The sequence below is a fragment of the Amycolatopsis sp. WAC 01375 genome, assembly GCF_003947325.1.
Classification (GTDB): domain Bacteria; phylum Actinomycetota; class Actinomycetes; order Mycobacteriales; family Pseudonocardiaceae; genus Amycolatopsis.
In genome coordinates this window covers 37,744-64,399 of sequence record NZ_QHHW01000015.1, presented here as the reverse complement: position 1 = coordinate 64,399, position 26,656 = coordinate 37,744, and the positions used below count along the sequence as shown (strand labels likewise).

Here is a 26,656-nt window from a genome sequence, read left to right as displayed (position 1 = left end):
AGTCTGTTCGATGGGCTTCGTGATCCAGGTGGTTCCTGGCGGTGCGGGCGGATCGGCCTCGTACCGGGTCGTACTCGGCCGCGTCCGCCCGTGCCGTCGGGGACCGCCTGGGCGCGAAGACCGCGAACTTGACTTGTGAAACACGCCCTAAGCCCCGTCGAGTTCGACCTCTTCGGCGCTGACGTCCGGCAGCAGGCCACGCCACCGCGGATTCCGCAGGCAGCCGGACTCGGTCCAGCCGCCGAAGACGACCTCGCCGACGACGGTCGGGCGGGACCAGCGCGCGTCCCGTGCCTGTTTGTCCGGGACGGAGCGGAACGGGGATGTCTTGCGTTCCAACCGGGTCAGTCGCCGGGACAGCTCCTCCAGTTCGTCGGCCGCGAAGCCAACGCCGACGTTTCCGATGTACCGCAAGCCATCCTCGTGTGGGACGCCGAGCAGCAACGAGCTGAACGTGCCTGCCCGGCTGCCGCCACCCGGCCGCCAGCCGCCGAGCACCACTTGCTGGACCCTGGCCCCGGTGATGGAAAGCCATTCCCCGGTACGCCTTCCCGGGTGATACGCGGAGTCGGCCCGTTTGGCCACGATGCCGGCCAGCCCGTGTTCGCGGGCCGCTCGTGCGACCGCGCCACCGTCTCCGGGGTAATACCGGGTGACCTGCCAATGCGGTCCGGCGAGCCCGAGCTCGCCGAGGAGTTCCCGCCGTTGGACATAGGACGACTCGACGCAGGAACGGCCTTCCAGATGCAGCAGATCGTTCACCAGGTAGAACGCCGGATAGCGCGAGGTGAGCCGTTTCGCGGAAGCCTTCGTCGCCCGCGCGCGGTGCCCGAGCCCGTCCGGACTCGGCTTCCCGCCGTCGAAGACGACGATTTCCCCGTCAAGAAAGGCTTCCGTGGTACCGAGTTGTTCGCCGAGCCCGCGGAATTCGGGGTACAGACCGGTGACGTCGTCGCCTGAATCGTCGTACGCGGTGATCCTGCCCCCGGTCACGCGGATCAAGGTGCGGCGTCCGGACCAGTCGAATTCGTAGGCCCATTCCGCGTCTTCGGCGGTCGACGGGAGACGGCCCGGTCTGGACAGCATCGGGGCGAGGAACGAGGGGAGTTCCACGCGGCCGGGATCGGCGGGGTCGAGCCGTTTGAGCAGCCAGCCGCGATCCTTGCCGTCCTTCTTCACATTGAGGAAGAGGTATTTCCCGCGTGCGCGTTTCCCGTGGAAGACGACCTCGACCTTGTGGTCGTTGAAGTGCAGCGTTTCGTATCGGCCGGTGTCCCAGATCGTCATGGTGCCACCGCCGTATTCGCCGGCGGGTATGTCGCCTTCGAAGGTCAGGTATTCCATCGGGTGGTCTTCGGTGTGCACGGCGAGGCGTTCGAGATCGGGCGACATCGGCAGGCCTTTCGGCACCGCCCACGAGACCAGTACCCCGTCCCGTTCGAGCCGGATGTCCCAGTGCAGGCTGCTCGCATGGTGTTCCTGGATGACGAAGAGATCGTCGGCCCCGGTCTCCCCGTCGCGATCGGGAAGGGGTTCGGGTGTCCGCCCCGGTCTGCGCTTACGACGGTAATCGCCGAGTTTCTCCGCCATGGTCGGCCAGCGCACCCCTTTCCGGGTCGGGTCACGCAAGCCTAGCGCCGTTCATGGTCTTCCCGTGCGATGAAGGCCCCTTTTCCCGTGGTGAAAGCAGGAAAAGGGGCCTTCGTACCGATTTGGCTCAGTCGGTTTCGGCCAGCGCCTCCGCGAACTGCGCGGCGTAGAGCCGCGAGTACGCGCCCCCGGTGAGCAGCAGCGTTTCGTGATCGCCCTGTTCGACGATCGAGCCGTTCTCCATCACCAGGATGACGTCCGCGTCGCGGATGGTGGAGAGCCGGTGCGCGATGACGAAACTCGTCCGCCCCTCGCGCAGCGAATTCATCGCCCGCTGGATCAGCACCTCGGTGCGGGTGTCGACCGAGCTGGTCGCCTCGTCGAGGATGAGGATCGCGGGTTTCGCCAGGAACGCTCGCGCGACGGTGATCAGCTGTTTCTCGCCGGTGCTGACCGTGCCGCCCTCGTCGTCGATCACCGTGTCGTAGCCGTCCGGAAGGGTGCGGACGAACCGGTCGACGTGGGTCGCCTTGGCCGCTGCCACGATCTCCTCCTGCGTGGCGCCCGTGGAACCGTAGGCGATGTTCTCGGCGATGGTGCCGCCGAACAGCCACGCGTCCTGCAGCACCATGCCGGTCTTGGCCCGCAGATCCTCGCGGTCCATCCCGGCGATGTCGACACCGTCGAGGGTGATGCGGCCGCCGTCGAGTTCGTAGAACCGCATGAGCAGGTTGACCAGCGTGGTCTTCCCCGCGCCGGTCGGGCCGACGATGGCCACGGTGTGCCCCGGTTCGACGGTGAGCGACAGGTCTTCGATGAGCGGCGTGTCCTCGGTGTACCGGAACGACACGTGCTCGAACTCGACCTGGCCCCGGAGCTTCTCCACCCGCGCGGGTTGGGCGGGCTCGGGCTCCTGCTCGTCCGCGTCGAGCAACGCGAAGACCCGCTCCGCGGACGCGATCCCGGACTGCAGCAGGTTCGCCATGCTGGCGATCTGCGTGACCGGCTGGCTGAACTGCCGCGAGTACTGGATGAACGCCTGGACGTCGCCGAGCGACAAGGTCCCGGAGGCCACGCGCAGCGCGCCGATCACGGCCACCAGCACGTAGCTCAGGTTGCCGATGAACATCATCGCGGGCTGGATGGTGCCCGAGATGAACTGCGCCTTGAAGCTCGCGCCGTAGAGCGTGTCGTTGTGCTCGCGGAAGACCTCTTCGGCCTCCTCGCGGCGGCCGAACACCTTGACCAGCGAGTGCCCGGTGTACATCTCCTCGATATGCGCGTTGAGCCGCCCGGTGGTGGACCACTGCTTGATGAACTGCGGCTGCGCCCTCTTGCCGATCTTGGCCGCGACGATCACCGACGCCGGCACCGAAAGCAGCGCGACCAGCGCCAGTACCGGTGAGATGACGAACATCATCACGAGCACACCGACGACCATCAGCAGTGACGACACGATCTGCCCGAGGGTCTGCTGGAGGGACAGCGCGAGATTGTCGATGTCGTTGGTCGCCCGGCTCAGCACCTCACCGCGCGGCTGGCGGTCGAAGTAGCTCAGCGGGAGCTTGGCGAACTTCTCCTCGATCCGCTCCCGCAGGTCGAACACGGCCCGCTGGACCAGGGTCGTGGTCAGCCGAGTCTGCAACAGCGAGAAGAACGACGCCACGATGTAGAGCAGCAGAACCCACAGCAAGACCTGACCGACGGCGTCGAGGTCGATGCGCTGACCCGGGACGAAGTCGATCCCCGAGAACAGGTCGGCGAGGGTGTTGTCGCCTTCCGCCCGAAGCCCGGCGATGACCTGTTCCTTGCTCACCCCCGAAGGCATGTCCTTCGCGACGACGCCCGCGAAGATGAGGTCCGTCGCCATGCCGAGGATCTTCGGGCCGATGACGCTCAGCGTGACACTGGCGATGCCGAAGATCAGGATCCCGTACAGCATGGCTCGCTGCGGTTGCAGCAGGCGCAGCAGGCGTTTCAGTGATCCCTTGAAGTCCAAGGCCTTCTCGGCGGGCTGGCCACCCGTGAAGCCGCGCCCGAAACCGCTTCCGCCGGAGCCGGGGCTCCGTGCCGCGCTGGCGCGCTCGCCCACCGGTTCGGCCGGCGCGTTCGTGCTGTCCGAAGTGGACTCTGTTGACTCGGGCGCGCTCATCAGGCGGCCTCCTGCTCGGTCAGCTGGGACAGCACGATCTCCCGATAGGTTTCGTTGCCGTCCATGAGTTCGGTATGCGTGCCGCTGCCGACGACGCGGCCTTCGTCGAGCACGATGATGCGGTCGGCTTGGCGGATCGTGCTGACCCGCTGCGCGACGATGACCACGGTCGCTTCGGCGGTTTCGGCCACGAGCGCCCGCCGCAGCGCGGCGTCGGTCGCGTAGTCGAGCGCGGAGAAGGAGTCGTCGAAGAGGTAGATCTCGGGGCGCCGCACCAGCATCCGCGCGATCGCGAGCCGCTGTCGCTGCCCGCCCGAGACGTTGGTCCCGCCCTGGGAGATGGGGGAGTTCAACCCCTCGGACATCCGTTCGACGAACTCCTTGCCCTGGGCCACCTCCAGCGCGTGCCAGAGTTCCTCGTCGGTGGCGTCGGCCTTGCCGTAGCGAAGGTTGCTCGCGACCGTCCCGGCGAACAGGTACGGCTTCTGCGGCACCAGTCCGACGGCGTCGGACAGCACGGTCTGATCCAGTTCCCGGACGTCGACGTCGTCGACACGAACCGAGCCGTCGGTGGCGTCCATCAGCCGGGGGATCAGGTTGAGCAGCGTGGTCTTTCCGCTGCCGGTACTGCCGATGATCGCGGTGGTCTCACCGGGCCTGGCCAGCAGCGAGATCCCTTGCAGCACCGGCTTTTCCGCGCCGGGGTAGCGGAATTCCACATCGGACAGTTCGAGTCGTCCGTGCACTTCGCCGGGGCTGATCGGGTTCGCCGGGAGGACGACGCTGGAGTGCGTGTCGAGCACCTCGGTGATGCGCTCGGCGCTGACCTCGGCGCGCGGCACCATCATGAACATGAAGGTGGCCATCATGACCGCCATCAGGATCTGCATCAGGTACGACAGGAACGCGGTGAGCGCGCCGATCTGCATGCTGCCGTCGTCGATGCGGAGCCCGCCGAACCACAGCACGGCGACGCTGGAGGCGTTCATCACGAGCATGACGATGGGGAACATCAGGGCCATGAGCCTGCCGACGACCAGTGAGACGTCCAGCAGGGAGGTGTTGGCCTCGGCGAACCGCCGCCGCTCGTGGGTGTCCTTGACGAAGGCGCGGATCACGCGGATGCCCATGATCTGCTCGCGCAGGATCTGGTTGATCTTGTCGATGCGCTTCTGCATCAGCCGGAACGCAGACCGCATCTTCGCGATGATGACCCCGACCGAGATGCCGAGGATCGGCACCGCGAGCACGAGCAGCCAGGAGAGGGTGACGTCCTGGTTCAGCGCCATGATGATGCCGCCGAAGCACATGATCGGCGCGGAAACCATCAGGGTGAACGTCATCAACGTCAGCATCTGCACCTGCTGGACGTCGTTGGTGGTGCGGGTGATCAGCGAGGGCGTCCCGAACTGGCCGACCTCGCGGGCGGAGAAGTCCTGCACCCGGTGGAAGATCGCGCCGCGGACGTCGCGGCCGACCGCCATCGCGGTGCGGGCGCCGTAGTAGACCGCGCCGATCGAGCAGGCGATCTGCACCAGCGACACCAGCAGCATGACGCCGCCGACGCCGAGGATGTAGTCGATGTCGCCCTTGACGACGCCGTCGTCGATGATGTCGGCGTTCAGCGTCGGCAGGTAGAGCCCGGCGAGGGTCTGGACGAACTGCAGCAACACGATCAGCCACAGGTCTCGCCGGTACGGGCGCAGGTGAATGCGCAACAGCTTGGTCAGCACAACGGTTTCTCCCCCAGTGGTGGGTAGGGTGTCACTTCTGGTTCGGGTTCGGGCCGGTGAGCGAGGGGACGCCCGCCGAGGCTTCGCGCAGGAGGACGTCGAGCGTCTCCAGGAACGGCCTGGCGCCCTCGTCGACCAACCAGCTGAAGAACGCCGTCTTCACCGCGGACTCCACGATCGCCGCCATGAGCCGCGCGTTCAACGCGTTTTCCGCGTCCGCGCCCGCACGTTCGAGGATGGCGCCCGCCAGCACCTGTTCGACCTTGGCGTGCGCTTTGAGGAACTCGCCCTGCACCGACGGGTGCAAGAGCAGCGACCGCGCCAGCTCGACCGAGCCGCGATTCGGCTCCCCCAGGCTGCCGTAGGCTTCCAGCGTCGCGGTGCCGACCGCCTCCCACAGCGTCTCTCCCGCAGGCCGCTCGCGCAGCGCCTCCCGCAGGAGTTCCTGCCGTTCGACGATGAACGAGCAGATCGCCTCCTCCTTGCTGGAGAAGTAGTTGTTGAACGTGCGTGGCGAGACCCCGACGGCGGTGGCGATGTCCTCGACGCGGACCTGTTCGACGCCCTTTTCCATGGCGAGTCTGAGTGCCGCCTCGCTCATGGCACGACGGGCCGCGCGCTTCTTGCGTTCGCGCAGCCCCAAGGGCGCGGGCGGGTCGAGGGGCATGCGACCAGCCTAAGGAAAACTTGCGTGGCACGCAAATTTATGCGCAATCCGCACTTTTCGGACATCCCCCGTGGCGTGGAACACGCAAGATGCAGCCGAATGGCCTAGCGTGCGGCGCTCACCAGCCGTAACGCGTTCGTGACCAGGTCACTGCCAGCGGTCGAACGGAAACCGACTGTGGACACGGATAGTGACTTCTGCTTGCATGGCCGTCGTTGTGCTGGGGAGTGCGACACGGGTCCGGGTATGCGAAGAGAAAGAAGTGGAAGCACATGGTGACGCGGGCTCGAGGCTTGCTTGACCGCTCACGGGTTCTTCTGGACCGTTCCAGGGTCGCCGCGGCGCAGTTCCTCGCCGCACCGCCCAGGCACGCTCCGTCGGCTCCGCCGGTCGAACCGGCGGTGGAACAGCGGCCCGCCGTGGACGCGCCGGAGGCCGGTGCGCTCGCGGGCGTCTGTTCCAATGTCGCGCTGCGCGACCTCAACCTGCTCGACCAGCTGCTGGCCCAGCTGGAGACGATGGAGGCGGGGGAGGAGAACTCCGACCGTCTCGCCGAGCTCTACCGGCTCGACCACCTCGCGACCCGCTTGCGGCGCAACGCCGAGAACCTGCGCGTGCTCGCCGGCCGCGACGCCGACGACACGACGGCCGGGATCTCGTCCGTGCTCGACGTGATGCGGGCCGCGATGTCGTCGATCGACCACTACTCGCGGATCACGATCGGCCGCGTCGTTTCGCTCGGTGTCGTCGGCTTCGCCGCCGAAGACGTCAGCCGGATCCTCGCGGAACTGTTCGACAACGCGGCGAACCAGTCTTCGCCGAGTTCGCCGGTCAGCGTCAGCGCGCACCTCACCGAACAGGGCAGCGTGCTGATCCGCATCGAGGACGAAGGCATCGGCATGCCGCCCGAACGTCTCGCGGCGCTGAACGAGCGGCTGGCGGCCGGCCCGGTGCTCGACGACGATTCCGTGCGGCATATGGGACTCGCGGTCGTCGGCAGGCTCGCCGACCGGCACGAGATCACCGTCAAACTCGACCGCCGCACCCCGCACGGCACGGTCGCGACCGTGCTGCTGCCGGTCCCGGTGGTGTCGGAGCTGGCCGAGAAGCAGTGGTCCGGTTCGCAGACCGTCGTGCTGCCGCAGGCCAGGATCACCAACGGAGCGCCCGTGGGCGACCCGGTCGCGACGCCGTCCGGGCTGCCGAGGCGCCGTCCCGCCCCCACCCCCGCGGCGGAACCGGAACAACGGAAGCCAAGCCCGCGTCCGCGCACGGCCTTCGAGCCGCCCGCCGACGGCGGCACCACGGCCAGCGGCCTTCCGCGCCGGGTTTCCCGCAGTATCAGGACTTTGCCCGACGAACCGGCCCCGCCGACCACCCCGCTCGCCGACGCGGCGGACGGGCACGAGGCGCTGCTGGCCGACCTCGATGCCTTCAGCGACGGCGAGCGTGCCGCTCTCGACGACCGGCACGAGCGTGAGACCGGAGGAAACACCCAGTGACCGCCCAGGACGCGACCACGGATTTCACGTGGCTGCTCGACGACTTCGTGCGCAAGGTGCACGGCGCCAGTCACGCGCTGATCATGTCCGTCGACGGTTTCCCTTTGACCGCTTCGGAATCGGTGTCCAGCGACGACGCCGAACAGCTTGCCGCCATCGCGAGCGGCCTGCTCAGCCTCGCGGGCAACAGCGCCACGTTGTTCGGCAAGGGCACCTGCGAGCAGATCATCATCCGGCTCACCCGCGGCTACTTCCTGTTCATGGGGATCGGCTCGGAGGCCGGGCTCGCGGTGCTCACCGAGCCGGACTGCGACATGAAGGTCGTCGCCTACGAGATGACCCAGTTCATCACCAACGCCGGTCACGCCCTCACTCCCGAGGTGCGAGCGGGACTCCGGCAGGTCCTGACCGCCCGACGGCCGCAGGCCTGAGAATCCGGAGAAGGAAGGGATGACCGTGTCCACCGACCAATCTCCGGACCGGCCCGTCAAGATGCGCAGCCGCAGAATCCGGCCGTACGCGCTGACGGGCGGCCGGACCAAGAGCAGCCAGCTGCTGCTCGTGGAGACCCTGATCTCGGTCCCGCGCTACGACCCGTCGCTGGCCGAGGCCCTGATGCCCGAATCGCGCGCGCTGTACGAGCGCGCCCGCGACCGCTCGTCGATCGCCGAGCTTTCGGTGGGACTGGATCTGCCACTCGGCGTGGTCCGGGTGCTCATCGGCGACCTCGCCACCCAGGGCGCCGTCTTCGTGCACCCGACGGCCCACGCCTACAACCACGATACGAACGTGCTCGAGAGGATCCTCGATGGACTCAAGCGCCTCCCGGTCTGACGCCGATCTCTTGGCGATCTCCGCCAAGATCGTGGTCGCCGGTGGATTCGGCGTGGGCAAGACGACGTTCGTCGGCTCCGTCTCCGAGGTCCCGCCACTGAGCAACGAGGCATGGATGACCGAGGCCGGCGCCGGGGTCGACGAGCTGGTGCCGCCCGGGACCAAATCCACCACCACGGTCGCGATGGACTTCGGCCGGATCACCCTGCGTGAAGACCTGCTCCTGTACCTGTTCGGCACGCCGGGCCAAGCCAGGTTCTGGTTCCTCTGGGACGACCTCTCGCGCGGCGCGCTCGGCGCCGTCGTGCTGGTCGACACCAGCCGGATCGACCAGTCATTCGCCGCGATCAACTACTTCGAGAACGACTCCGAGCTGCCGTTCATCGTCGCGGTCAACCAGTTCGAGGGCATGCCGGTGCACGACCTCGACGAGGTCCGCGACGCGCTGGCGCTGTCCCCGGACATCCCGCTGGTCACGTGCGACGCCCGCGATCCGAAGTCCGCGGTCGCGACGTTGCAGGAACTGGTGTCGCACACGCTGTCCCTCGCGGTGGTCTCCGGGCCAGGTCGCGAGTTCGCCTCACTCAGCTGAACGGTTTCTGGGAGGAACGTCGAGGATGCGCAAGGTTCTGATCGTCGGTGCCGGGCAATCGGGGTTGCAGCTGGCTTTGAGCCTGCTGTCCCACGATTACGACGTCACGGTGATGTCGGCGCGGACGCCGGACGAGATCCGGTCCGGCAAGGTGATGTCGACCCAGTGCATGTTCCACTCCGCCCTGCAGCACGAGCGGGACCACAAGCTGAACCTGTGGGAGGACGAGACCGTCAAGGTCGAGGGGCTCGGCGTGTCGATCGCCGGACCGGACTCCAGCCGCGTGCTGGACTGGTTCGGGCCGTTGGAGCACTACGCGCAGTCGGTGGACCAGCGGGTGAAGATGGCGGCCTGGCTGGAGCTGGTGGAGGACCGCGGCGGCAAGGTCGTCATCCACGGCGTCACCACCTCGGATCTGGCGCCGCTGGCGAAGCTGTACGACCTGGTCGTCATCGCGGCGGGCAAGGGTGAGCTGGTCCAGCTGTTCGACCGGATCCCGGAGCGGTCGCCGTACACCGAACCGCAGCGCGCGCTCTCGCTGGCGTACGTGCACGGCCTCGAGCGACGCCCCGAGCATCCGGACAAGGCCGCGGTGCGGTTCAACATCATCCCCGGCGTGGGTGAGCTGTTCATGATCCCCGCGTACACGCTGAGCGGGAACTGCGACATCCTGTTCTTCGAGGGTGTCCCCGGCGGCCCGCTCGACTGCTGGGACGACCGGCCCTCGCCGCAGCAGCATCTCGACCGGATCCTGTCGCTGATGAAGCAGTTCCTCCCGTGGGAGTACGAGCGCTCGAGGAACGCCGTGCTGACCGACGCGAAGGCGACGCTGGCGGGCGGATACACGCCGGTCGTGCGGAACGCGGTCGGCAAGCTGGACTCGGGGACCGCGGTGCTCGGCATGGCCGACGTCGTGGTGGCCAACGACCCGATCACCGGCCAGGGTTCCAACAACGCGAGCCACTGCGCGGCGTCCTATCTGGACTCGATCCTCGATCGCGGGGACAAGCCGTTCGACGAGGAGTGGATGGCCGCGTCGTTCGAGAGGTACTGGGAGTACGCCCAGCACGTGACGACCTGGACGAACGCGATGCTGCAGCCGCCGCCCCCGCACGTGCTCCAGATCATCGGCGCGGCGGGGGAGAAGCCCGCCGTGGCGAAGCGGTTCGCGAACGGGTTCTCCGATCCGACCGATTTCCAGCACTGGTTCCTCGATCCCGCGAAAGCGGAGAAGTACCTGGCCGAGGCCTGATTCCGGAGCCGCGATGGTCCCGCGATCGGGTTCGCGGGACTGTCGCGTCGCGCCGTTTCGGGCTACCGTGGTCACCGTGCGTGAGTACGGTCGGTGACGGCGGTGGAGGTGCGGCGCGATGCGTTCGATGTGGAAGGGCTCAGTGTCCTTCGGACTGGTGAGCATCCCGATCCAGCTCTACGCGGCCACCGAGAACAAGAACGTCTCGTTGCGCCAGGTGCACGAGTCCGACGGCGGCCGCATCCAGTACAAGCGGTTCTGCACGATCGACGGTGAGGAAGTGCCCTACGCCGAGATCGCCAAGGGCTACGAACTGCCCGACGGTGAGATGGTCGTGCTCACCGACGAGGACATGGCGGAACTGCCGCTGGCGTCGTCGCGGGCGATCGACGTCCTCGAATTCGTGCCGCTGGAGTCCATCGACCCGATCCAGTTCGACAAGACGTACTACCTCGAACCACAGAAGAACGCCGTCAAACCGTACGTTGTCCTGCGTGACGCGCTGCAGAAGGCAAGCCATGTGGCGGTCGCGAAGGTCGCCATCCGGCAGCGGGAGACGCTCGCGATCCTGCGGGTCCACAGCGACGTCCTGACGATGACGACGATGTTGTGGCCCGACGAGGTCCGCGTCCCCGATTTCGGGTTCCTGGACGAGGATCCGCCGCAGGTGCGGCCGCAGGAGCTGACGATGGCGGGTTCGCTGATCGACTCGCTTTCGGAGCCGGTGTTCGAACAGGAGAAGTACGCCGATTCCTACCGCGAGGCCCTGGAGGCCATGATCGAGGCCAAGGCCGCGGGGAACGAGACCACGAAGCCGAAGGCCGTGGGCGCGAAGGCCGACGTCGTCGACCTCATGGAGGCCTTGCAGGCCAGCGTGAGCGAGGCGAAGAAGAGCAGGAAGCCTTCGACGGCCAAGAAGACCACCGCGGCGAAGAAACCCGCGTCCGGCAAGCGAACCCCGAAGAGCGCTTGACCCTCCTTTGTGGACGGTTGTGCCCGGTGTCACCGCGACACGCCGCGCCGTATGTCAGGATCTGTCGCCCCTCGGTGGTAGTAAGGCAATCGAGGAGAACTTTTCCGAAGCGATCTTCGACCTGATCGCGGGAGGCGGCATGAACATGGAGTGCGCGTTCTGCTCCGGCGGACTCGACCACTGCCACGGAACCCTGGTGGTCCACCTCGACGGTGGTTTCACCGAATGCGGCGAGGACGGCTGCGTCGATCACGACTTCGCCCGGCACACGCTGACGATCGACTGCTTCGACGTCGATGACGGCTGCACCTGCGCCGAGGTGGAGGCCCGGCTGCTGCTACGGGCTTCTTGACCGGCGGCCAATACAGCACTCCGGCCCGATTCGGGCGATCACGACCGATTGCCACTCGAAGGTGTGGGCGTTCGTGTACATCGTGGCCGGGAATGTGTTAACTATGACGGGGTCCTCCGGCTCTCCCTCCCCCTCGGAGCCGGGGGACCCCTTCATGTCACGGTGCTTCCTTCGCGGTGTCGTGGATCGGAGCGCCGTCACAGGCGCGCACCGCCTCCCAGACTCGTTCTTCATCCGCGTAGTCCCGCGCGGGAAGGGCACCCAGCGGACCGAGGACGTCATCGCCCGCTCCGGCCGCCGCGGCGGCCCTCAGGAGTTCGTCGCGTCCACACGGGTAGGTCGCCTCCGTCAAGTACGGGCGAGGGTCCGTTCCTGCCATCGGCTCTGCCTCCTTCTCGTCGTCCGAGGCGGATACCCGGCGAGCGGTGAACGGAAACAGACCGGGCACCCGGCGTGAGGGGGAACGCCGGGTGCCCGGTCTGTTTCAGCGCCGGTACCGGGGGCTCGGTACCGGTTCGGTCCGGTGCTCAGTACCAGTGGGCGCGACCGCCGACGGCCTTCCCGGTGTTCCCGAGAACGGCCAGGATGATGCCGATGACCGCGACCGCGATCCCGATCGAGTACAGAACCGGGATGCTGGCGATGACACCGACGACAATCAGGATGACGCCGAGAATGATCACGGGAACACCTTCTCCTTCGTAGTCGCCCGGCCTGGGTGCTGCCGGGGTGGGGCTACTCAAGGGATTCCCGCTTCAATCCAGGAGAAACAGGTCCATCCGGCCGAAGTTTTCACGCATTCGGCCTAGCGGCCGCCCAGCCTCGTGAGCGGCGAGGACGGTGCTGGCGAGCTTCCTCTCAGGTGCACCAGCGGTCACAGTGGCTGCGCGTGAAGGACTCCTTCCCTCGGCTCAGCCGAGGAAACTCGACCTTCACACCTTCCCTAGGTACGTGAAGGACCCCCTTGAGACCTTCAGCGTCTCGAAGGGGCCCTTCACGACATCCCCACGGACCGCGACCGCTTTACGTGAGCGCCTGACTGGAGTCCTTCACGGACCGGCCTGGCATCAACCACAGCCGGAACCCCACGTAGGTACCTAAGCCACCCTTGGCGCTAACCGTCCGTGCCACTCACGAGGCGGCGTGCCTCAGTACCGGTAGTGGTCCAGCTTGTACGGACCCTCGACGTCCACGCCGATGTACTCGGCCTGGCGCTTGGTCAGCTTCGTCAACCGGACACCCAGCGCGTCGAGGTGCAGACGGGCCACCTTCTCGTCGAGGTGCTTCGGCAGCACGTGGACGTCGGTGGCGTACTCGCCCTGCTTCGTGAACAGCTCGATCTGCGCGATCGTCTGGTTGGTGAAGGAGTTCGACATCACGAAGCTCGGGTGGCCGGTGGCGTTCCCGAGGTTCATCAGCCTGCCCTCGGACAGCACGATGATCGAGTGCTTTTCACGGCCGTCGGTCGCGGGGAAGACCCACTCGTGCACCTGCGGCTTGATCTCGATCTTCTCGATCCCGGGGATCTTCGCGAGCCCGGCCATGTCGATCTCGTTGTCGAAGTGGCCGACGTTCGCGACGATCGCGTTGTGCTTCATCTTGGCCATCTGGTCGGCCATGATGATGTCGAAGTTGCCGGTGGTGGTGATGAAGATGTCGCCGCGCGCGACGACGTCGTCGAGTTCCACGACGTCGAGGCCCTCCATCGCCGCCTGCAGCGCGCAGATCGGGTCGATCTCGGTGACGACCACGCGGGCGCCCTGGCCGCGCAGCGATTCCACCGCGCCCTTGCCGACGTCGCCGTAGCCGCAGACGACGGCGACCTTGCCCGCGATCATCACGTCGGTGCCGCGGTTGAGACCGTCGATGAGCGAGTGGCGGATGCCGTACTTGTTGTCGAACTTCGACTTCGTCACCGAGTCGTTCACGTTCATCGCCGGGAAGAGCAGCTCGCCCTCCTTGGCGAGCTTGTACAGCCGCTTGACGCCGTTGGTGGTCTCCTCGGTGACCCCGCGGACCTCCTTGGCGATTCGGGTGAACCGGCCGGTGTCGCGGCCGAGGCTCTCGCGCAGGGTCTCCAGCACGAGGTGGTACTCCTCGGGGTCTTCCTCGGTCGGCTGCGGCACGGCGCCGGCGGCCTCGAACTCGACGCCCTTGTGGATCAGCATGGTCGCGTCGCCGCCGTCGTCCAGGATCATGTTCGGGAGGCGGCCGTCGCCGAAGTCGAAGAGCTGGTCGGTGCACCACCAGTATTCGGCGAGCGTCTCACCCTTCCAGGCGAACACCGACGAACCCGACGGCTTGTCGACGGTGCCCTCCCGGCCGACGACGACGGCCGCGGCGGCCTCGTCCTGCGTGGAGAAGATGTTGCACGACACCCAGCGAACCTCGGCGCCGAGCGCGACGAGCGTCTCGATCAGCACGGCGGTCTGGACGGTCATGTGCAGCGAACCCGCGACCCGCGCGCCCTTCAGCGGCTGCGAGTCGGCGTATTCGCGGCGCAGCGCCATCAAGCCGGGCATTTCGACCTCGGCGAGGCGCAGTTGCTTGCGGCCGGCCTCGGCGAGCGAGAGATCGGCGACGGCGAATTCGATCCCGTTGACCTTGGACAGGGTGGGGCTCACAGGTTCTCCAATCATCAAGGAAGGCAGGGCGGAGCGGTCCTTCTCGCCGGTGGCGGGAAGGACGGTGTCAGTGCGGGGGTTCAGCGCACGGCCTCGACGACGAAGGCCGGAAAAGGGTTTCGACGCAAAGAAAGGCACCTCCGCAGTGGGAGGCGCCCTTACGTCTGTCGCGGCGGGCCGAGCGTGGCGGAAGAATTCCGTCGCAGCGCCTCTCGGCCCGGAACCCAGAATGGCAAAACGCCGCGAGCGCTGTCAAGGCGACGCGGGCGTGGCGAATTCGGCGCGGACGCCCAGCAGGCGGACCGGTCTGCCGAGCTCGAACATGCCGAGAACGGCCAGTGCCGCCTTCTCGATCTCGGCGGGATCCGAGGTCGGGGCGGGCAGGGTCACGCTGTGTGCATGGGTGTGGAACGGTGCGAACCGGACCTTGACCGCGATCCGCGCGGCGGGCCTGCGTTCGTCCGCGACGTCCTGTGAGACGCGTTTCGCCAGCGCGACGACCTCCGCGGCCATGACCCCGGGATCGGTGAGGTTCTGCTGGAAGGTCGTCTCGCGGCTGCGGGATCGCGCCACGTACGGCGTCGCGGTGACCTCGGCATCGCCGATGCCGCCGGCGAGGAGCCGGTACCACGGGCCGAGCTTCGGACCGAACCGTGCGGCGAGGTCCGCCGGATCGGCACCCGCGAGCTCCAGCACGGTGCGATAGCCCGCCTCGGCGAGCTTCTTCGTTGTCTTGGCGCCGATGCCCCACAGCGCGTCCGTCGGCCGGTCGGCCATGACGTCCCACCAGTTGTCCTGGACGAGACGGAAGATCCCGGCCGGTTTGGCGAAGCCGGTGGCGAGTTTGGCGCGCAGCTTGTTATCGCCGATACCGACCGAGCAGGACAGCCCGGTCTTCTCGGCCACCTCTCGCCGGATGTCGGCGGCGAGTGCTTCGGGATCGTCCGTCGTGGCGCCGAGGAAGGCTTCGTCCCAGCCGAAAACCTCGACGATCACCGGGAATTCCCGCAGCGTCGCCATCACCCGATCGGACACTTCTTGGTAGGCGGGCGCGTCCGTCGCCAGGAAGATCGCCTCGGGGCAGCGTTTCGCGGCGGTTCGCAACGGCATCCCGGACCGGATGCCGAATTCCCGCGCTTCGTACGACGCCGTCGCCACGACGGCCCGTTCGGCCGGATCTCCCGTGCCGCCGACGACCACGGGTTTGCCGCGCAGCTCTGGCCGCCGGGCGACCTCGACCGCAGCGATGAACTGGTCGAGGTCGACGTGAAGTACCCAGCGCACCCACTCCCGGACGGCCATGAAGCGAGCTTAGGCCGCGTTCTGCGTGTCCGCCCTAGGAACGTTCGGCGATCTCATCGCGCATCCGCTGCTCGTTCTCCTGTAGCTCAGGCGTGAAGTTTTCGCCGAAATCCTCGGCTTCCAGGATCTTGCGGACCTCGAGCACGATGTCACCGTGCGGGGGAGTGGGACAGCGCTGCGCCCACTCGATCGCCTCGGCGCGCGAAGGGACATCGACGATCCAGTAACCGCCGACGAGTTCCTTGGCCTCGGTGAACGGGCCGTCGGTGACGGTGGTTCCGGCCGCGTTGATCGTGACCCGCGCGCCCTTCGCGCTCTCCTGCAGGCCTTCGCCGCCCACCAGCACCCCGGCGTCGAGCATGTCCTGATTGAACTTCGCCATGGCGGTCAAGGCCTCCATCGGCGGCATTTTCCCGGCTTCGGAATCCTCGTCTGCCTTGATGATGATCATGAACCGCATGCGTCTTCCTCCCAGTGAACCGGACGTATCGCCCGGAACCCTACCGGCGAGCGGGAAGACGATCAGTCGCGACCGAACCGCGACAGATGCACGATCACCGCGGCGGTCACGGTGATCATCCCGGTCAGCAACAGGGCAGGGCTGTTCACCACGACGCCCAGCAGCATCAGCAGGCCGGCGGTGAGGTCGAGACTCAGGAGGACGGCCAGCCGGAGCAGCGGGGGCCGGGCGGGCCTGCCGGAGCGGAGCCGAGCGGCCAACGCCGGCTCGGTGAGCTCGAACCAGCGCTCGATCTTTTCCAGCTCTTGCCGATCGTGATGGCTCAGCATCGGGCTTCTCCTTCGGCGCGCCTCGGCCGTCGACACCCACGGAATACCCAGGAGCGGTGCCGGATAAGCATCGAATTTCCCCAGATTTCGTATAACGACCTATACGGCTTGGCGCTTGCCGGCCTCCGCGAGTGGATTTGTTGCGCCATTAGGGGTTTGGGCACAGCGAAAGATCGTCAAAGAGGGGAGGGCTCGGTAGCTTCTGAGCTTGTGGCCAGGGCGGCCGCGGTTGCTCAATCTGGGAGGACACGAGCGATGACCATTCCTACCGAACCGATCGGCAGTATTCCCCGTCCGGCCTACCTCATCGAAGCATTCGGTGAGCACGCGGCTGGACGACTCGACGCCGACGGGCTCGGCGAGTTGCAGGAAAAGGCCCTCGTGGACACCGTCAGGCGACTGGAGGAGACCGGTTCCCCGGTCATCACCGACGGAGAGCAGGGTAAGCCGAGCTTCGCCACGTATCCCTTGGCGGGCCTCACTTCGCTGGCTCCGGATGGCGTCGTCATCCCCTTCGCCGACGGGCACACCCGGCAGCTTCCGCGGCTCACCGCCGGACCGTTCCGATATCAGACCTACGCCGACTCCTATCTGCGCGAGGTCAAGAAACACGCGACCAGGCCGGTGAAACAGGCGGTGATCGCGGCTTCCGCGGTCAGTCTCGTCTATCCCGGTGAGGAATTGGCCGGATACGGCAGAGACCAGTTCATCGCCGACCTGGTGAACGAAGCCGAAACCGATATCCGCCGCAGTCTCGACGCGGGTGCCGACAGCGTTCAAATCGACTTCACCGAAGGTCGGTTGTCGCTGAAGCTCGACCCTTCCGGTGGACTGTTGCAGTCCTTTGTGGACCTGAACAACGCGGTGCTGGACCGCTTCTCCGAGGAGGAGCGGAAGAAGATCGGTGTGCACACCTGTCCCGGGGGAGACCAGGACTCGGCGCACAGCCTCGACGTCGACTACGCCGACCTGCTCCCGACGCTGTTCCAGCTGAAGGTGGGCAACGTCTACGTCCAGCTGGCGAGCGAGGCGGAACCCGAGCGGGCGCTGAAGGTGATCGCCGAGCACTCCCGGCCGGAGCAGCGGATCTTCGTCGGCGTGACCGATCCGATCGACCCGCGCGTCGAAACCGCGGAGGAGGTCCGGGACAGGGTTCTCCAGGCCGCACGGTACATCTCACCGGACCGCCTGGGCACCTGTGACGACTGCGGGTTCTCGCCGTTCGCCGACGACATCTCGACGTCGCGGGAGACCGCGTTCGCCAAGATCGCCGCCCGCGTCGAAGGTACGCGTCTCGCCGCCGAAGCCCTCTGACGTCGTGTGATGGGTGCCTTCGTCAGTTCTGGACCGCGACCCGGATCCCGAGTCCGACCAGGAAGGTGCCCATCACCGCGTCCATCGTCCGCCGCACCCAGCCGGAGCTGAAGAACCTCCGCAGCGAACCGACCAGCGTCGCCAGGACGAAGGTCCACACGACGGCCACGGTGGTGGCCAGCACGGCCAGCTGCAGGGTCTGTGCGGTCGAGGCCGAATGCGGGAGGAACTGGGGGATGAGCGCGAGGAAGAACATCGCGACCTTCGGGTTGAACAGGTTGGTGAGCAGTCCCTGCCGGAACGCCTCCTTGGGCACGACGACGGGCGCCACCCTGTCCTTGAGCTCGCTGTAGTCGCCGCGGCGCACCGCCAGCCACGCCTTGACGCCGAGGAAGATCAGGTACCCGGCGCCGATCAGTTTCACCACGGTGAAGGCGATCGCCGACGCGGTGAGGATTGCCGCGACCCCGAGCGCGATCGCGACCACCCAGACGAAGACGCCGAGCGCGATGCCGAGTCCGGCGGCGATCCCGGCCTTGCGCCCGCCGAGGATCGCGCTGCGGGTCACCACCAGGAAATCCGGGCCCGGTGCCATCGCGCCGAGCAGGCAGATCAAGACGAACGAGAGTGCGGTTGCCCCGGGGATCATCTTCCGATGCTATCCGGATCGTCGATGTCCCTGGCCATCACTGCGCCCGCGAGGTCGACGCCGTCGGGCGTCGTCACCGTCACCCGTTCGACCTCGGTGAAACCGAACGACAGGTACAGCGGGACACCGGGCAGGGTCGCCGTCAACGTCAGCGAGGTGAATCCCTCGGCCTTCGCCGCGAGACGACAGGACTCGAGGATCGCGCGTCCGAGTCCACGCCGGGTCCAGTCACCGCGGACGAACATCGCGCGTACCCGCGCGGGTTCGGTGGCGGGGTCGAGCGGACGGTCGTCGTCAGCCGCATCGCCGGCGCCGGCGTGCGTCTTGTTGCGCCTGCTCCAGCCTCCGCAAGCGACGATCTCTCCGTCCGTCTCGTGCACGAAGTACGTGCCGTCCTCGAGCAACCGCGGATCGAGGCGTGCGACGTGCTCGGCCGCGCTCGCCGTCTCCCGCTCGTTGTAGAACCGGGGGAACAACTCCAGCACCGAGGCCCGCATCAGCGCCGCGATGGCGGGCGCGTCGGCGAGGGTGGCCGTCCGCTGGGGCGGCGTGTCCGTCGTCATGTCGCGGAAGATAACTAACGACGGCGGCTCCGCCTATCGGATAATCCCGTGGTGATCACCGATGACGGCATTGAGCTGTGGACCTCGGCGACCGGCCGGGGCGAACCGATCCTGTGCTGCCACGGCGGCCCCGGCCTGTGGGACATGTTCGGCACACTCGATCTCGGTCCGCGATTCCGGCTGATCCGCTGGGATCAGCGCGGCGCCGGGCGCTCGGAGCCGCGTGGCCCGTACACACTCGAACGGATGGTCGCCGACGTCGACGCCGTCCGCGAGTGGCACGGCCTCGACCGGGTCCCGGTGCTCGGTCATTCATGGGGCGCGCATCTCGGTCTCCTCTACGCGCTCGCGCATCCGGAGCGGGTGAGCGCGCTCGTTTACGTGTCGGGCGTCGGCCTCGGCCACGAATGGCACGCGGAGTTCCAGCGGGTGGCGGGAAAAGCGCCGCCCGGGGAGGGCAGGGAACGCGCGGTGCGGCAATGGACGGCCGATTTCGTGACCGACGGCGAGCGCCATGCCGAAGCGATGGCGACTCCCTGGTTCCCGGTCAACTACGAGGCGAACGCGACGCTGAGCGAGGAGATGCGGACGGTGCCGGAAGCGGAGCTCGTCTCGGCCTGCCGGTCGCTGCGGGTGCCGGCACTGATCGTGGACGGGATGGCGGACAACCGGCCCCGCTGGGCCGTCGACTCGCTGGAAGAGGCCCTGCCGTCGGTGACACGGGTGCGGTTCGAGGGGGTCGGGCACGTGCCGTGGCTGGAGGCGCCGGACGAGTTCCGTTCTGCCGTGCTCGGCTTCCTTGGCGACCGTGGCGGGTCGTGAGTGGCGATTCGGGTTCTGTTGAGGGGTAAGGCAAAGGTGTCGCGGGTGGCGGGGATTCGCTCGCGGCCGTGGGGCGGCTGTGTCGCGAAAGCCACTTTTGCCATACCCCTGGTCTAACCCGAACCGCCACTCACGACTACGTGAGCGTCAGGCCTTGGTGATCGGCTGCTGCAACTCGGTGACCCACTTGTCCCCGTCGGCCGGGCACTCGAGATAGAACTCCCGTACCGGGCCGCTCGTGCGGTAGCCGTGCGCGTCGACCCACTTCGCCAATGCCTGGTAGCTGGAGAGCACAGTCTCCATCGAGCCACGGTGCAGGATCGTCGCCGCGCTTTCCACTTCGGCGAGGCTTACCGTCGAGAACCCTTCGGTGCCGTCGGTTTCGGCCGAGATGGGGACGGCGGCGTGGATCAGCACGCGTTCGCCGTCTGCGTCGTCCTCGTAGTAGGCGATGAGCGGTCCCGACTGCGTGTTCGGGCCGAGCGCTCCGAACAGCTCCTTGTACAACCGTTCGACGGCGGGGCCGATCTCTTCGTTCACGTATCCGCTCGCCGTCCCGGTCAGCTCGGCGACGCGCACCGCGGGAAGGCCTTTGACGACGACGTCTTCGGAAGACATGGTTCCCTCGCTTTCGATCGACCGGAGCCGCGCTTCGATGGCCTTGAGCCGTGCCTCGTCCGCCTCGATGGCCGCTTCGAGTTCGGCGCGGCGCAGCCGCAGCATCCCCCGCAATTCGTCCGCGCCGATCTCCGCGTCGAGGATTTCCTGCACCTTGGTGAGGGTGAAGCCGAGATCCTTGAGCGCGATCACCCGGTTGAGCCGGGTCAGCTGGTCGCCGGTGTAGGACCGGTAGCCGCTGAACGGGTCGACGTGGGCGGGGCGCAGCAGCCCGATGGCGTCGTAGTGACGCAGCATCCGGACAGTCACCCGGCCGTGCTTGGCGAAGTCTCCGATACTGAACATGACGCCTCCCACCAGAGAGCCTGACACGGTGTCAGAGTCAATCGGTCACCGCACGAGCCGGAAGAACGAGCGCACCTCGTCGGTGAACACGCCGGGTTGTTCGAAGGCCGCGAAGTGGCCTCCGCGATCGAGTTCGTTCCAGTACCGGATGTCGGTGAATCGGCGTTCCGCCCAGCGGCGGGACGGGCGCGGGGTCTCGCGCGGGAAGATCGAACAGCCCGTCGGCACGGTGATCGTGTCCACAGTGGACTCCGCGAACCAGCTCGACACCTCGGCGAAACTCTCCCAGTACAGCCGGGCGGACGAAGCGCCGGTGCCGGTGAGCCAGTAGAGCGTGATGTCGTCGAGCATCGCGTCCCGGGTCAGCGCGTTCTCCGGATGGCCGCCGCAGTCCGTCCACGCCTGGAACTTCTCGACGATCCACGCGCACAGCGCGACCGGCGAGTCCGCCAGCGCGTAGCCGATCGTCTGCGGCCTCGTCGCCTGCTGGATCGCGTAACCCGAACCGTCCGCCTTGGCCCTTTCGAGATCGGCGAGCGATTTCCGCTCGGACTCGGTCAGGTCGTCGAACGTCGCCGGGTCCGGCGCCGCCAGCGGTGGGTTGAGGTGGATCCCGGCCAGCCGCGCGGGAGCGGTCCGCCCCATGAGCGTGGTGATACTGGTGCCCCAATCGCCGCCTTGGGCGCCGTAACGCTCGTAGCCGAGGCCGTCCATGAGGCGGATCCACGCGTCGGCGATGCGCTGGATCGACCAGCCTGCCCGCGCGGGTTTGTCGCTGAAGCCGTACCCGGGCAAGGAAGGGACGACGACGTGGAAGGCGTCCGCCGCGTCACCGCCGTGGGCGACCGGATCGGTGAGGGGACCGAGTACGCCGAGGAACTCGAAGACCGAACCGGGCCAGCCATGGGTGAGGATCAGCGGCAGCGCCCCGGGATGGGGGGAGCGGGCGTGCAGGTAGTGGATGCCGAGTCCGTCGATCTCGGTCCGGAACTGGGGGACCGCGTTGAGCCGGGACTCGGCGGCACGCCAGTCGTAGTGCTCGGCCCAGTACGAGCACAGTTCGCGCAGGTAGTCGGCAGGAACGCCTTGTGACCAGTCGTCGACGGTCTCGTCGTCGGGCCAGCGGGCACGGCGGAGCCGATCCCGGAGGTATTCGAGATCGGCCTCCGGGATCCGCGCTTGGAACGGCGTGCTGTCCATGTCGGCTGACGCTAACGAGGGGGTCCGACAATTCGTGGACTTCCGGCAGCCCGAGTGCTATAACCAAACTACATACTGTATACAATCTGCCGTGAGCGGGGTGGGACCCATGCCCGATCCTCGAATCCTGCGAGACCACTACGGCCGCCGGTATCGTGTCGGCGAGAGCGACGTGGACCTGATCGGCAGGCCCCGGTCGTGGATGCTGTGGCTGAGTTGGACCGCGATGTTCGCCGCCGGGATCCAGCAATACGGCTTCGGCGTCGTCGCACCGGTTCTGATGGACACCTACGGCTGGACGTTCCCCGAAGTGATCGCCTCCTTCGCGCTCTGGACGGTGTGCCAGGCGTGCGTGGTGTACCCGGTGGCCCGGCTGCGCGAGCGCGGGATGTTCCCGCCCGCGGTCGCCGTGATCGCCGGCGGGGTGCTCTGTGCCACCGGGATGTTCACCTTGGGGCACGCGAACAACCTGACCGCGATGTTCGTCGGCTACTCGGTACTCGGCGGGATCGGGACGGGCGTCGTCTACGCGACCTGCGTCGGCACGGTGATGAACTGGTTCCCCGATCGCGTCCCGGCGCGGGTGGGCGCGGTCAGCGGCGCTTTCGCGTACGGCAGCGTGCTTTTCGTGCTGGGGGCCGGGTTCTGGCTCTCGGAGGGCAATCGCCGCCCGCTCTTGGACGCGGTCGCGGTGGCCGTGCTCATGATGATCGCCGGCACTGCGGTCCTCCTGCGCGATCCGCCGCCCCGCTGGTGGCCGGAACGGCCGGATCCGCGTACGTGGGCGGCCGACAAGGTGCGCAACCGCGGGGTCGCGGTGAACCGGCCCGCCCTGCGCGAGTATCGGCCGGGGGAGGTGCTCCGCTGTCCGACCGCGGTGGCGATGTACCTCATCGTCGTACTGGCCGCCGCGGTCCTGCTCTTCGATGTCGCCTATCTCGCGACTTTCGTGGCCGCGCAAGGAGGCGGTCCGGAACTCGCCGCCGTCGCGCTCGCGGTGCTCGCCGGGGTGACCGGTGCCGGGCGAGTCCTGCTCGGCGGACTGTCCGACCGGCTCGGCAGGCGCCGGATCCTGCGACTGGCGCTGGCCACGGGCGGGATCGCCCAGTTCGTGCTGCTCTACTCGGGCAATCACGCGGTGGGGCTCGTCGTGGGTGCCGCGCTCGCCGGGCTCGGGAATGGGAGTTGCTACTCGCTGCTGGTGTCACTGGTCCGCGACTACTTCGGCGAGGAATCGGCACTGCCGAACTTCGGGGTGCTGTACAGCGCCAAGGCGGTCGGGGCGTTGCTCGGAGTCGGTTTGGCCGCGTTCGTCGTGTCCACGCACGGATATCTCGGAGCGTTCGCGGTGGCGGGCGCGCTCAGCGTTCTCGGGGCGCTGCTCGGCGGACGACTTTCCCAGCCGGGACGGCCGAAGTCATTGTTGCCGGCGGTCCGCTGATGGGCCGGGTGACGAGCAGACGGCGGGTGATCCGCGTCGTCGAAGGCGTGCCGGGTGCCCGCCCGGACACGCTGACCGTCGAAGAGCCGTTGGAGATCCGCGTCGGCGGGAAGCCGTTGACGATCACGATGCGCACCCCCGGGCACGACTTCGACCTCGCCGCCGGATTCCTCGTCGGCGAAGGGGTTTCACGGTCCGCGAAGGACATCCACTCGATCCGTTACTGCGCGGGCGCGACCACCGGCGGCTCCAACACCTACAACGTGCTGGACGTCGTCCTCGCGGAAGGCGTCGCCCCGCCCGATGCCTCCCTGGAACGGAACTTCTACACCACGTCGTCGTGCGGGTTGTGCGGGAAGGCGAGTCTCGACGCCGTGCGGACCACCGCGACCTGGCCGGTGGACGGCGACGATCTGACGATCACACCGTCCACAGTGGCAGAACTGCCGGATCGGCTCCGGACGGCGCAGCTGGTCTTCGACCGCACCGGCGGGCTCCACGCGGCCGGGCTGTTCAGCGCCGACGGCGACCTGTTGTGCCTGCGGGAGGACGTCGGCAGGCACAACGCCGTCGACAAGGTGGTCGGCTGGGCGGCGCGTGACGGGAGAGTGCCGCTGTCCGGAACGGTGCTGATGGTCAGCGGACGGGCGTCGTTCGAACTGGTGCAGAAGGCGGTGATGGCCGGGATCCCGCTGCTGGCCGCGGTTTCCGCGCCGTCGTCGCTGGCGGTGGACCTGGCCGCGGAGATGGGCCTGACCGTGGTGGGGTTCCTGCGGGGCACTTCCATGAACGTCTACACCCGCCCGGATCGCCTCGGCCTGTCCTGACCCGGGTTACGAGACTTCGGCGAGCTTCCCGGTCCGCTCGTCGTACACGAAACCCCGCACCGAGGCGGTGTACAGCAGGAACGGTGACGTCCGCAGCCGCGCGATGCACTGCCTGACGTCCTGCGCCGAGTCGGTGAACGTCTCCGCGGCCCACGGCGGCCGGATTCCCGTGCTCGCCTCGATCTGGCGGGCGAAGTCGGTGTCGGTGAACATTCGCATCCCGCAGTCGTGATGGTGGATGAGCACGATCTCGCGGGTGCCGAGCAGCCGCTGGCTCACCGTCAGTGACCGGATCGCGTCCTCGGTCACCGCGCCGCCGGCGTTCCGGATGACGTGCGCCTCGCCCTCGCGGAGCCCGAGCAGCCGGTACACGCTGATCCGCGCGTCCATGCACGCCACGACCGCGATCCGCCGTCGCGGTCGTCGCGGCGCCGTGCCCATGACCTCCTTGTAGCCGCGCGCGTTCGCCAGCAGTGCGTCGATCTCGCTCACCGGACGAGGACCCCGCCTTCGGCCGAGGCCATCACGAGGCCTGTTCCGGGTTCGAAAGGTCCACGCGAAGTCCTTTCTCGAGGGGCAGAGGAAACCTGCTTGCGGCTCTGGACACCGGAGCGTTCGAAGAGTAACTATATGCCTACCTCATACGGTATGCAATCTACAGTCTGCCGCGACCAGGGCTTCGAGCAGAGGACGGGCGGACGGAGCAGATCCGGAAACGAGCGCACGGATCAGAGAGGTCCGGCGTGCGAGAAAGAGGAGTTGAACGATGGCGCCAACGACCGGCCGGGTGGACCCAGCGGACACCGCGACGAAGGCCACCACCAACGGTTCCGAACCCGCCCCGGACCTGATCTCCGGCGGCCACCTGGTGGCCAAGGCGCTCAAGGCGGAGGGCGTCGACACGATCTTCACGTTGTGCGGCGGGCATATCATCGACATCTACGACGGCTGCGTCGACGAGGGCATCGCGGTCATCGACGTCCGGCACGAGCAGGTCGCGGCGCACGCGGCCGACGGCTACGCGCGGATCACCGGCCGTCCCGGCTGCGCGGTCGTCACTGCGGGGCCGGGCACGACGGATGCCGTCACCGGGGTCGCGAACGCCCTGCGTGCGGAGAGCCCGATGCTGCTGATCGGCGGGCAAGGAGCGTTGACCCAGCACAAGATGGGCTCACTGCAGGATCTGCCGCACGTCGACATGATGGCGCCGATCACCAAGTTCTCCGCCACCGTCCCGGATACCGCGCGGGTGGCGGACCTGGTCTCGATGGCCTTCCGCGAGTGCTACCACGGCGCGCCCGGACCGTCCTTTTTGGAGATCCCCCGCGACGTCCTCGACGCGAAGGTTCCGGTGGACAAGGCGCGGGTTCCCTCGGCGGGCCGGTACCGGGCGTCCACCCGCAACGCCGGCGACCCGGCCGACATCGAGAAACTCGCGGACCTCCTCGTCCACTCGAAGAAGCCCGCCATCCTGCTGGGCAGCCAGGTGTGGACGACCCGCGCCACCGGGCCGGCGGCCGAACTGGTGCGCGGGCTGAACATCCCGGCGTACATGAACGGTGCCGGGCGCGGCACGCTGCCGCCCGGCGACCCGCACCACTTCCAGCTCTCGCGCCGGTACGCGTTCGACAACGCCGACGTGATCGTCATCGTCGGCACCCCGTTCGACTTCCGCATGGGCTACGGCAAACGGCTCTCGCCGGATGCGACCGTCGTGCAGATCGACCTCGACTACCGCACCGTCGGGAAGAACCGGGACGTCGACCTAGGCATCGTCGGCGACGCGGGCCAGGTGCTCGCCGCGGTCGCGGACGCGGCCACCGGCCGGGTCGACAACGGTGCCGTCGCGCGCAAGGTGTGGCTCGAGGAACTGCAGGACGTCGAGACCAAGGCGAAGCGGAAACGCTTGCCGTTCCAGCATTCCGACGCGAGCCCCATCCACCCGTACCGGCTGGTGCACGAGATCAACGAGTTCCTCACCGAGGATTCGCTCTACATCGGCGACGGCGGCGACATCGTGACCTTCTCCGGTCAGGTCGTCCAGCCGAAGGCGCCGGGGCACTGGATGGACCCCGGCCCGCTCGGCACGCTCGGTGTCGGGATCCCGTTCGTCCTCGCCGCGAAGCACGCGCGGCCGGAGAAAGAGGTCGTCGCGCTCTTCGGCGACGGCGCGTTCAGCCTGACCGGCTGGGACTTCGAGACCCTGGTGCGCTTCAACCTGCCGTTCGTCGGGATCGTCGGCAACAACTCCTCGATGAACCAGATCCGCTACGGCCAAGCGGCGAAGTACGGCCTCGGCCGGGAACGCGTCGGCAACACGCTCGGCGACGTCCCCTACGACGAATTCGCCCGGATGCTCGGCGGGCACGGTGAGGCGGTGCGCGACCCCGCGGACATCGGCCCGGCGCTGCTGCGCGCCCGCGAGTCCGGAAAGCCTTCGCTGATCAACGTTTGGATCGACCCGGACGTCTACGCGCCCGGAACCATGAACCAGACCATGTACAAGTAGCCGGGA

27 protein-coding genes are annotated in these 26,656 nt (G+C 67.7%); 12 read left to right on the top strand and 15 right to left on the bottom strand.

Annotated features, from left to right (window positions below; genetic code table 11):
* Positions 1-147 precede the first annotated feature (147 nt).
* The 4 genes from DL991_RS06380 to DL991_RS06365 all read right to left on the bottom strand — a co-directional run bounded on the left by DL991_RS06380 (position 148) and on the right by DL991_RS06365 (position 6,142).
* Positions 148-1,605 carry a DNA polymerase ligase N-terminal domain-containing protein gene (locus DL991_RS06380; RefSeq protein WP_125781955.1) on the bottom strand — a complete coding sequence of 486 codons (1,458 nt, stop codon included), beginning with the start codon at positions 1,603-1,605 and terminating at the stop codon, positions 148-150.
* A gap of 112 nt (positions 1,606-1,717) precedes the next feature.
* Complete coding sequence (locus tag DL991_RS06375) at positions 1,718-3,742, bottom strand: ABC transporter ATP-binding protein (RefSeq protein WP_125781941.1); 2,025 nt, start codon at positions 3,740-3,742, stop codon at positions 1,718-1,720.
* Positions 3,742-5,475 (bottom strand): ABC transporter ATP-binding protein, encoded by a 1,734-nt coding sequence (locus tag DL991_RS06370; RefSeq protein ID WP_125781939.1) that lies wholly within the window; start codon positions 5,473-5,475, stop codon positions 3,742-3,744. Before DL991_RS06370 ends, DL991_RS06375 begins: the two co-directional genes overlap by 1 nt.
* A 31-nt stretch (positions 5,476-5,506) precedes the next feature.
* Positions 5,507-6,142 carry a TetR/AcrR family transcriptional regulator gene (locus DL991_RS06365; protein WP_125781937.1) on the bottom strand — a complete coding sequence of 212 codons (636 nt, stop codon included), beginning with the start codon at positions 6,140-6,142 and terminating at the stop codon, positions 5,507-5,509.
* A 272-nt stretch (positions 6,143-6,414) separates the two neighbouring features.
* On the opposite strand from DL991_RS06365, the gene DL991_RS06360 reads away from it, so the two are divergent.
* From DL991_RS06360 to DL991_RS06330, 7 genes are all read left to right on the top strand, one after another.
* The gene (locus DL991_RS06360; RefSeq protein ID WP_125781935.1) at positions 6,415-7,644 is read left to right on the top strand and encodes an ATP-binding protein; all 1,230 of its coding nucleotides are present in this window, start codon (positions 6,415-6,417) and stop codon (positions 7,642-7,644) included.
* Positions 7,641-8,075 carry a roadblock/LC7 domain-containing protein gene (locus tag DL991_RS06355; protein ID WP_125781933.1) on the top strand — a complete coding sequence of 145 codons (435 nt, stop codon included), beginning with the start codon at positions 7,641-7,643 and terminating at the stop codon, positions 8,073-8,075. Before DL991_RS06360 ends, DL991_RS06355 begins: the two co-directional genes overlap by 4 nt.
* A 19-nt stretch (positions 8,076-8,094) precedes the next feature.
* Positions 8,095-8,478 (top strand): DUF742 domain-containing protein, encoded by a 384-nt coding sequence (locus tag DL991_RS06350; RefSeq protein ID WP_125781931.1) that lies wholly within the window; start codon positions 8,095-8,097, stop codon positions 8,476-8,478.
* Positions 8,453-9,070 carry an ATP/GTP-binding protein gene (locus DL991_RS06345; RefSeq protein WP_125781929.1) on the top strand — a complete coding sequence of 206 codons (618 nt, stop codon included), beginning with the start codon at positions 8,453-8,455 and terminating at the stop codon, positions 9,068-9,070. The genes DL991_RS06350 and DL991_RS06345 overlap by 26 nt, the downstream gene beginning before the upstream one ends.
* A 25-nt stretch (positions 9,071-9,095) precedes the next feature.
* Entirely contained in the window at positions 9,096-10,322 is a 1,227-nt protein-coding gene (locus tag DL991_RS06340; RefSeq protein WP_125781927.1) for a styrene monooxygenase/indole monooxygenase family protein, read from the top strand.
* A gap of 118 nt (positions 10,323-10,440) precedes the next feature.
* The gene (locus DL991_RS06335) at positions 10,441-11,295 is read left to right on the top strand and encodes a Ku protein (RefSeq protein ID WP_125781925.1); all 855 of its coding nucleotides are present in this window, start codon (positions 10,441-10,443) and stop codon (positions 11,293-11,295) included.
* Positions 11,296-11,434: 139 nt separating this feature from the next.
* The gene (locus tag DL991_RS06330) at positions 11,435-11,647 is read left to right on the top strand and encodes a hypothetical protein (protein ID WP_125781923.1); all 213 of its coding nucleotides are present in this window, start codon (positions 11,435-11,437) and stop codon (positions 11,645-11,647) included.
* A 157-nt stretch (positions 11,648-11,804) separates the two neighbouring features.
* On the opposite strand, the gene DL991_RS06325 is transcribed toward DL991_RS06330, so the two are convergent.
* From DL991_RS06325 to DL991_RS06305, 6 genes are all read right to left on the bottom strand, one after another.
* Complete coding sequence (locus DL991_RS06325; RefSeq protein WP_125781921.1) at positions 11,805-12,026, bottom strand: DUF2795 domain-containing protein; 222 nt, start codon at positions 12,024-12,026, stop codon at positions 11,805-11,807.
* 148 nt (positions 12,027-12,174) lie between these two features.
* Complete coding sequence (locus tag DL991_RS42885; protein ID WP_199753847.1) at positions 12,175-12,330, bottom strand: DUF6131 family protein; 156 nt, start codon at positions 12,328-12,330, stop codon at positions 12,175-12,177.
* Positions 12,331-12,795: 465 nt separating this feature from the next.
* Positions 12,796-14,271, bottom strand: coding sequence for an adenosylhomocysteinase (gene ahcY / locus DL991_RS06320; RefSeq protein ID WP_199746753.1), 1,476 nt, complete (start codon positions 14,269-14,271; stop codon positions 12,796-12,798).
* A gap of 252 nt (positions 14,272-14,523) precedes the next feature.
* A complete protein-coding gene (locus DL991_RS06315; RefSeq protein WP_199753845.1) occupies positions 14,524-15,573 on the bottom strand; it encodes a DNA polymerase IV in 1,050 nt (349 codons plus the stop codon).
* Positions 15,574-15,607: 34 nt separating this feature from the next.
* The gene (locus tag DL991_RS06310; protein ID WP_125781917.1) at positions 15,608-16,033 is read right to left on the bottom strand and encodes a YciI family protein; all 426 of its coding nucleotides are present in this window, start codon (positions 16,031-16,033) and stop codon (positions 15,608-15,610) included.
* A gap of 62 nt (positions 16,034-16,095) precedes the next feature.
* A complete protein-coding gene (locus DL991_RS06305; protein ID WP_125781915.1) occupies positions 16,096-16,362 on the bottom strand; it encodes a DUF3040 domain-containing protein in 267 nt (88 codons plus the stop codon).
* 255 nt (positions 16,363-16,617) lie between these two features.
* On the opposite strand from DL991_RS06305, the gene DL991_RS06300 reads away from it, so the two are divergent.
* Entirely contained in the window at positions 16,618-17,676 is a 1,059-nt protein-coding gene (locus DL991_RS06300; protein WP_125781913.1) for a cobalamin-independent methionine synthase II family protein, read from the top strand.
* Positions 17,677-17,698: 22 nt separating this feature from the next.
* Here the strand turns inward: DL991_RS06300 and DL991_RS06295 are convergent, their stop codons facing one another.
* Together DL991_RS06295 and DL991_RS06290 are read right to left on the bottom strand one after the other, a co-directional pair.
* A complete protein-coding gene (locus DL991_RS06295; protein WP_125781911.1) occupies positions 17,699-18,325 on the bottom strand; it encodes a LysE family translocator in 627 nt (208 codons plus the stop codon).
* Positions 18,322-18,888, bottom strand: a complete 567-nt coding sequence (locus tag DL991_RS06290) for a GNAT family N-acetyltransferase (protein WP_125781904.1) — start codon at positions 18,886-18,888, stop codon at positions 18,322-18,324. The genes DL991_RS06295 and DL991_RS06290 overlap by 4 nt, the downstream gene beginning before the upstream one ends.
* Before the next feature lie 51 nt (positions 18,889-18,939).
* On the opposite strand from DL991_RS06290, the gene DL991_RS06285 reads away from it, so the two are divergent.
* Complete coding sequence (locus DL991_RS06285) at positions 18,940-19,710, top strand: alpha/beta fold hydrolase (protein ID WP_125781903.1); 771 nt, start codon at positions 18,940-18,942, stop codon at positions 19,708-19,710.
* 147 nt (positions 19,711-19,857) lie between these two features.
* Here the strand turns inward: DL991_RS06285 and DL991_RS06280 are convergent, their stop codons facing one another.
* Entirely contained in the window at positions 19,858-20,673 is an 816-nt protein-coding gene (locus DL991_RS06280; RefSeq protein ID WP_125781901.1) for a MerR family transcriptional regulator, read from the bottom strand.
* A gap of 45 nt (positions 20,674-20,718) precedes the next feature.
* Positions 20,719-21,873 carry an epoxide hydrolase family protein gene (locus tag DL991_RS06275; RefSeq protein WP_125781900.1) on the bottom strand — a complete coding sequence of 385 codons (1,155 nt, stop codon included), beginning with the start codon at positions 21,871-21,873 and terminating at the stop codon, positions 20,719-20,721.
* Positions 21,874-21,982: 109 nt separating this feature from the next.
* Here DL991_RS06275 and DL991_RS06270 point away from each other — a divergent pair, with 109 nt between their 5' ends.
* On the top strand, positions 21,983-23,314 hold the full coding sequence (locus DL991_RS06270) for an OFA family MFS transporter (protein WP_125781898.1): 1,332 nt from the start codon (positions 21,983-21,985) through the stop codon (positions 23,312-23,314).
* The gene (gene fdhD, locus DL991_RS06265; RefSeq protein ID WP_125781896.1) at positions 23,314-24,141 is read left to right on the top strand and encodes a formate dehydrogenase accessory sulfurtransferase FdhD; all 828 of its coding nucleotides are present in this window, start codon (positions 23,314-23,316) and stop codon (positions 24,139-24,141) included. The genes DL991_RS06270 and fdhD overlap by 1 nt, the downstream gene beginning before the upstream one ends.
* Before the next feature lie 6 nt (positions 24,142-24,147).
* Here fdhD and DL991_RS06260 read toward each other — a convergent pair whose 3' ends face one another.
* A complete protein-coding gene (locus DL991_RS06260) occupies positions 24,148-24,633 on the bottom strand; it encodes a beta-class carbonic anhydrase (RefSeq protein ID WP_370305716.1) in 486 nt (161 codons plus the stop codon).
* Positions 24,634-24,907: 274 nt separating this feature from the next.
* Here DL991_RS06260 and DL991_RS06255 point away from each other — a divergent pair, with 274 nt between their 5' ends.
* The gene (locus DL991_RS06255; protein WP_199753843.1) at positions 24,908-26,650 is read left to right on the top strand and encodes a thiamine pyrophosphate-binding protein; all 1,743 of its coding nucleotides are present in this window, start codon (positions 24,908-24,910) and stop codon (positions 26,648-26,650) included.
* The last annotated feature ends 6 nt before the right edge of the window (positions 26,651-26,656 follow it).

Excerpts from the sequence above, each read along its gene's own strand:
- DL991_RS06315 (WP_199753845.1), bottom strand. The coding sequence starts at position 15,573 with ATGGCCGTCCGGGAGTGGGTGCGCTGGGTACTTCACGTCGACCTCGAC.
- DL991_RS06345 (WP_125781929.1), top strand. The coding sequence starts at position 8,453 with ATGGACTCAAGCGCCTCCCGGTCTGACGCCGATCTCTTGGCGATCTCC.
- DL991_RS06375 (WP_125781941.1), bottom strand. The coding sequence starts at position 3,742 with ATGAGCGCGCCCGAGTCAACAGAGTCCACTTCGGACAGCACGAACGCG.
- DL991_RS06330 (WP_125781923.1), top strand. The coding sequence starts at position 11,435 with ATGAACATGGAGTGCGCGTTCTGCTCCGGCGGACTCGACCACTGCCAC.
- DL991_RS06305 (WP_125781915.1), bottom strand. The coding sequence starts at position 16,362 with ATGCTGAGCCATCACGATCGGCAAGAGCTGGAAAAGATCGAGCGCTGG.
- DL991_RS06365 (WP_125781937.1), bottom strand. The coding sequence starts at position 6,142 with ATGCCCCTCGACCCGCCCGCGCCCTTGGGGCTGCGCGAACGCAAGAAG.
- DL991_RS06255 (WP_199753843.1), top strand. The coding sequence starts at position 24,908 with ATGGCGCCAACGACCGGCCGGGTGGACCCAGCGGACACCGCGACGAAG.
- DL991_RS06270 (WP_125781898.1), top strand. The coding sequence starts at position 21,983 with ATGCCCGATCCTCGAATCCTGCGAGACCACTACGGCCGCCGGTATCGT.
- DL991_RS06280 (WP_125781901.1), bottom strand. The coding sequence starts at position 20,673 with ATGTTCAGTATCGGAGACTTCGCCAAGCACGGCCGGGTGACTGTCCGG.
- DL991_RS06310 (WP_125781917.1), bottom strand. The coding sequence starts at position 16,033 with ATGCGGTTCATGATCATCATCAAGGCAGACGAGGATTCCGAAGCCGGG.
- DL991_RS06290 (WP_125781904.1), bottom strand. The coding sequence starts at position 18,888 with ATGACGACGGACACGCCGCCCCAGCGGACGGCCACCCTCGCCGACGCG.
- fdhD (WP_125781896.1), top strand. The coding sequence starts at position 23,314 with ATGGGCCGGGTGACGAGCAGACGGCGGGTGATCCGCGTCGTCGAAGGC.
- DL991_RS06340 (WP_125781927.1), top strand. The coding sequence starts at position 9,096 with ATGCGCAAGGTTCTGATCGTCGGTGCCGGGCAATCGGGGTTGCAGCTG.
- DL991_RS06350 (WP_125781931.1), top strand. The coding sequence starts at position 8,095 with ATGACCGTGTCCACCGACCAATCTCCGGACCGGCCCGTCAAGATGCGC.
- DL991_RS06325 (WP_125781921.1), bottom strand. The coding sequence starts at position 12,026 with ATGGCAGGAACGGACCCTCGCCCGTACTTGACGGAGGCGACCTACCCG.
- DL991_RS06300 (WP_125781913.1), top strand. The coding sequence starts at position 16,618 with ATGACCATTCCTACCGAACCGATCGGCAGTATTCCCCGTCCGGCCTAC.
- DL991_RS06335 (WP_125781925.1), top strand. The coding sequence starts at position 10,441 with ATGCGTTCGATGTGGAAGGGCTCAGTGTCCTTCGGACTGGTGAGCATC.
- DL991_RS06295 (WP_125781911.1), bottom strand. The coding sequence starts at position 18,325 with ATGATCCCCGGGGCAACCGCACTCTCGTTCGTCTTGATCTGCCTGCTC.
- DL991_RS06360 (WP_125781935.1), top strand. The coding sequence starts at position 6,415 with ATGGTGACGCGGGCTCGAGGCTTGCTTGACCGCTCACGGGTTCTTCTG.
- DL991_RS06275 (WP_125781900.1), bottom strand. The coding sequence starts at position 21,873 with ATGGACAGCACGCCGTTCCAAGCGCGGATCCCGGAGGCCGATCTCGAA.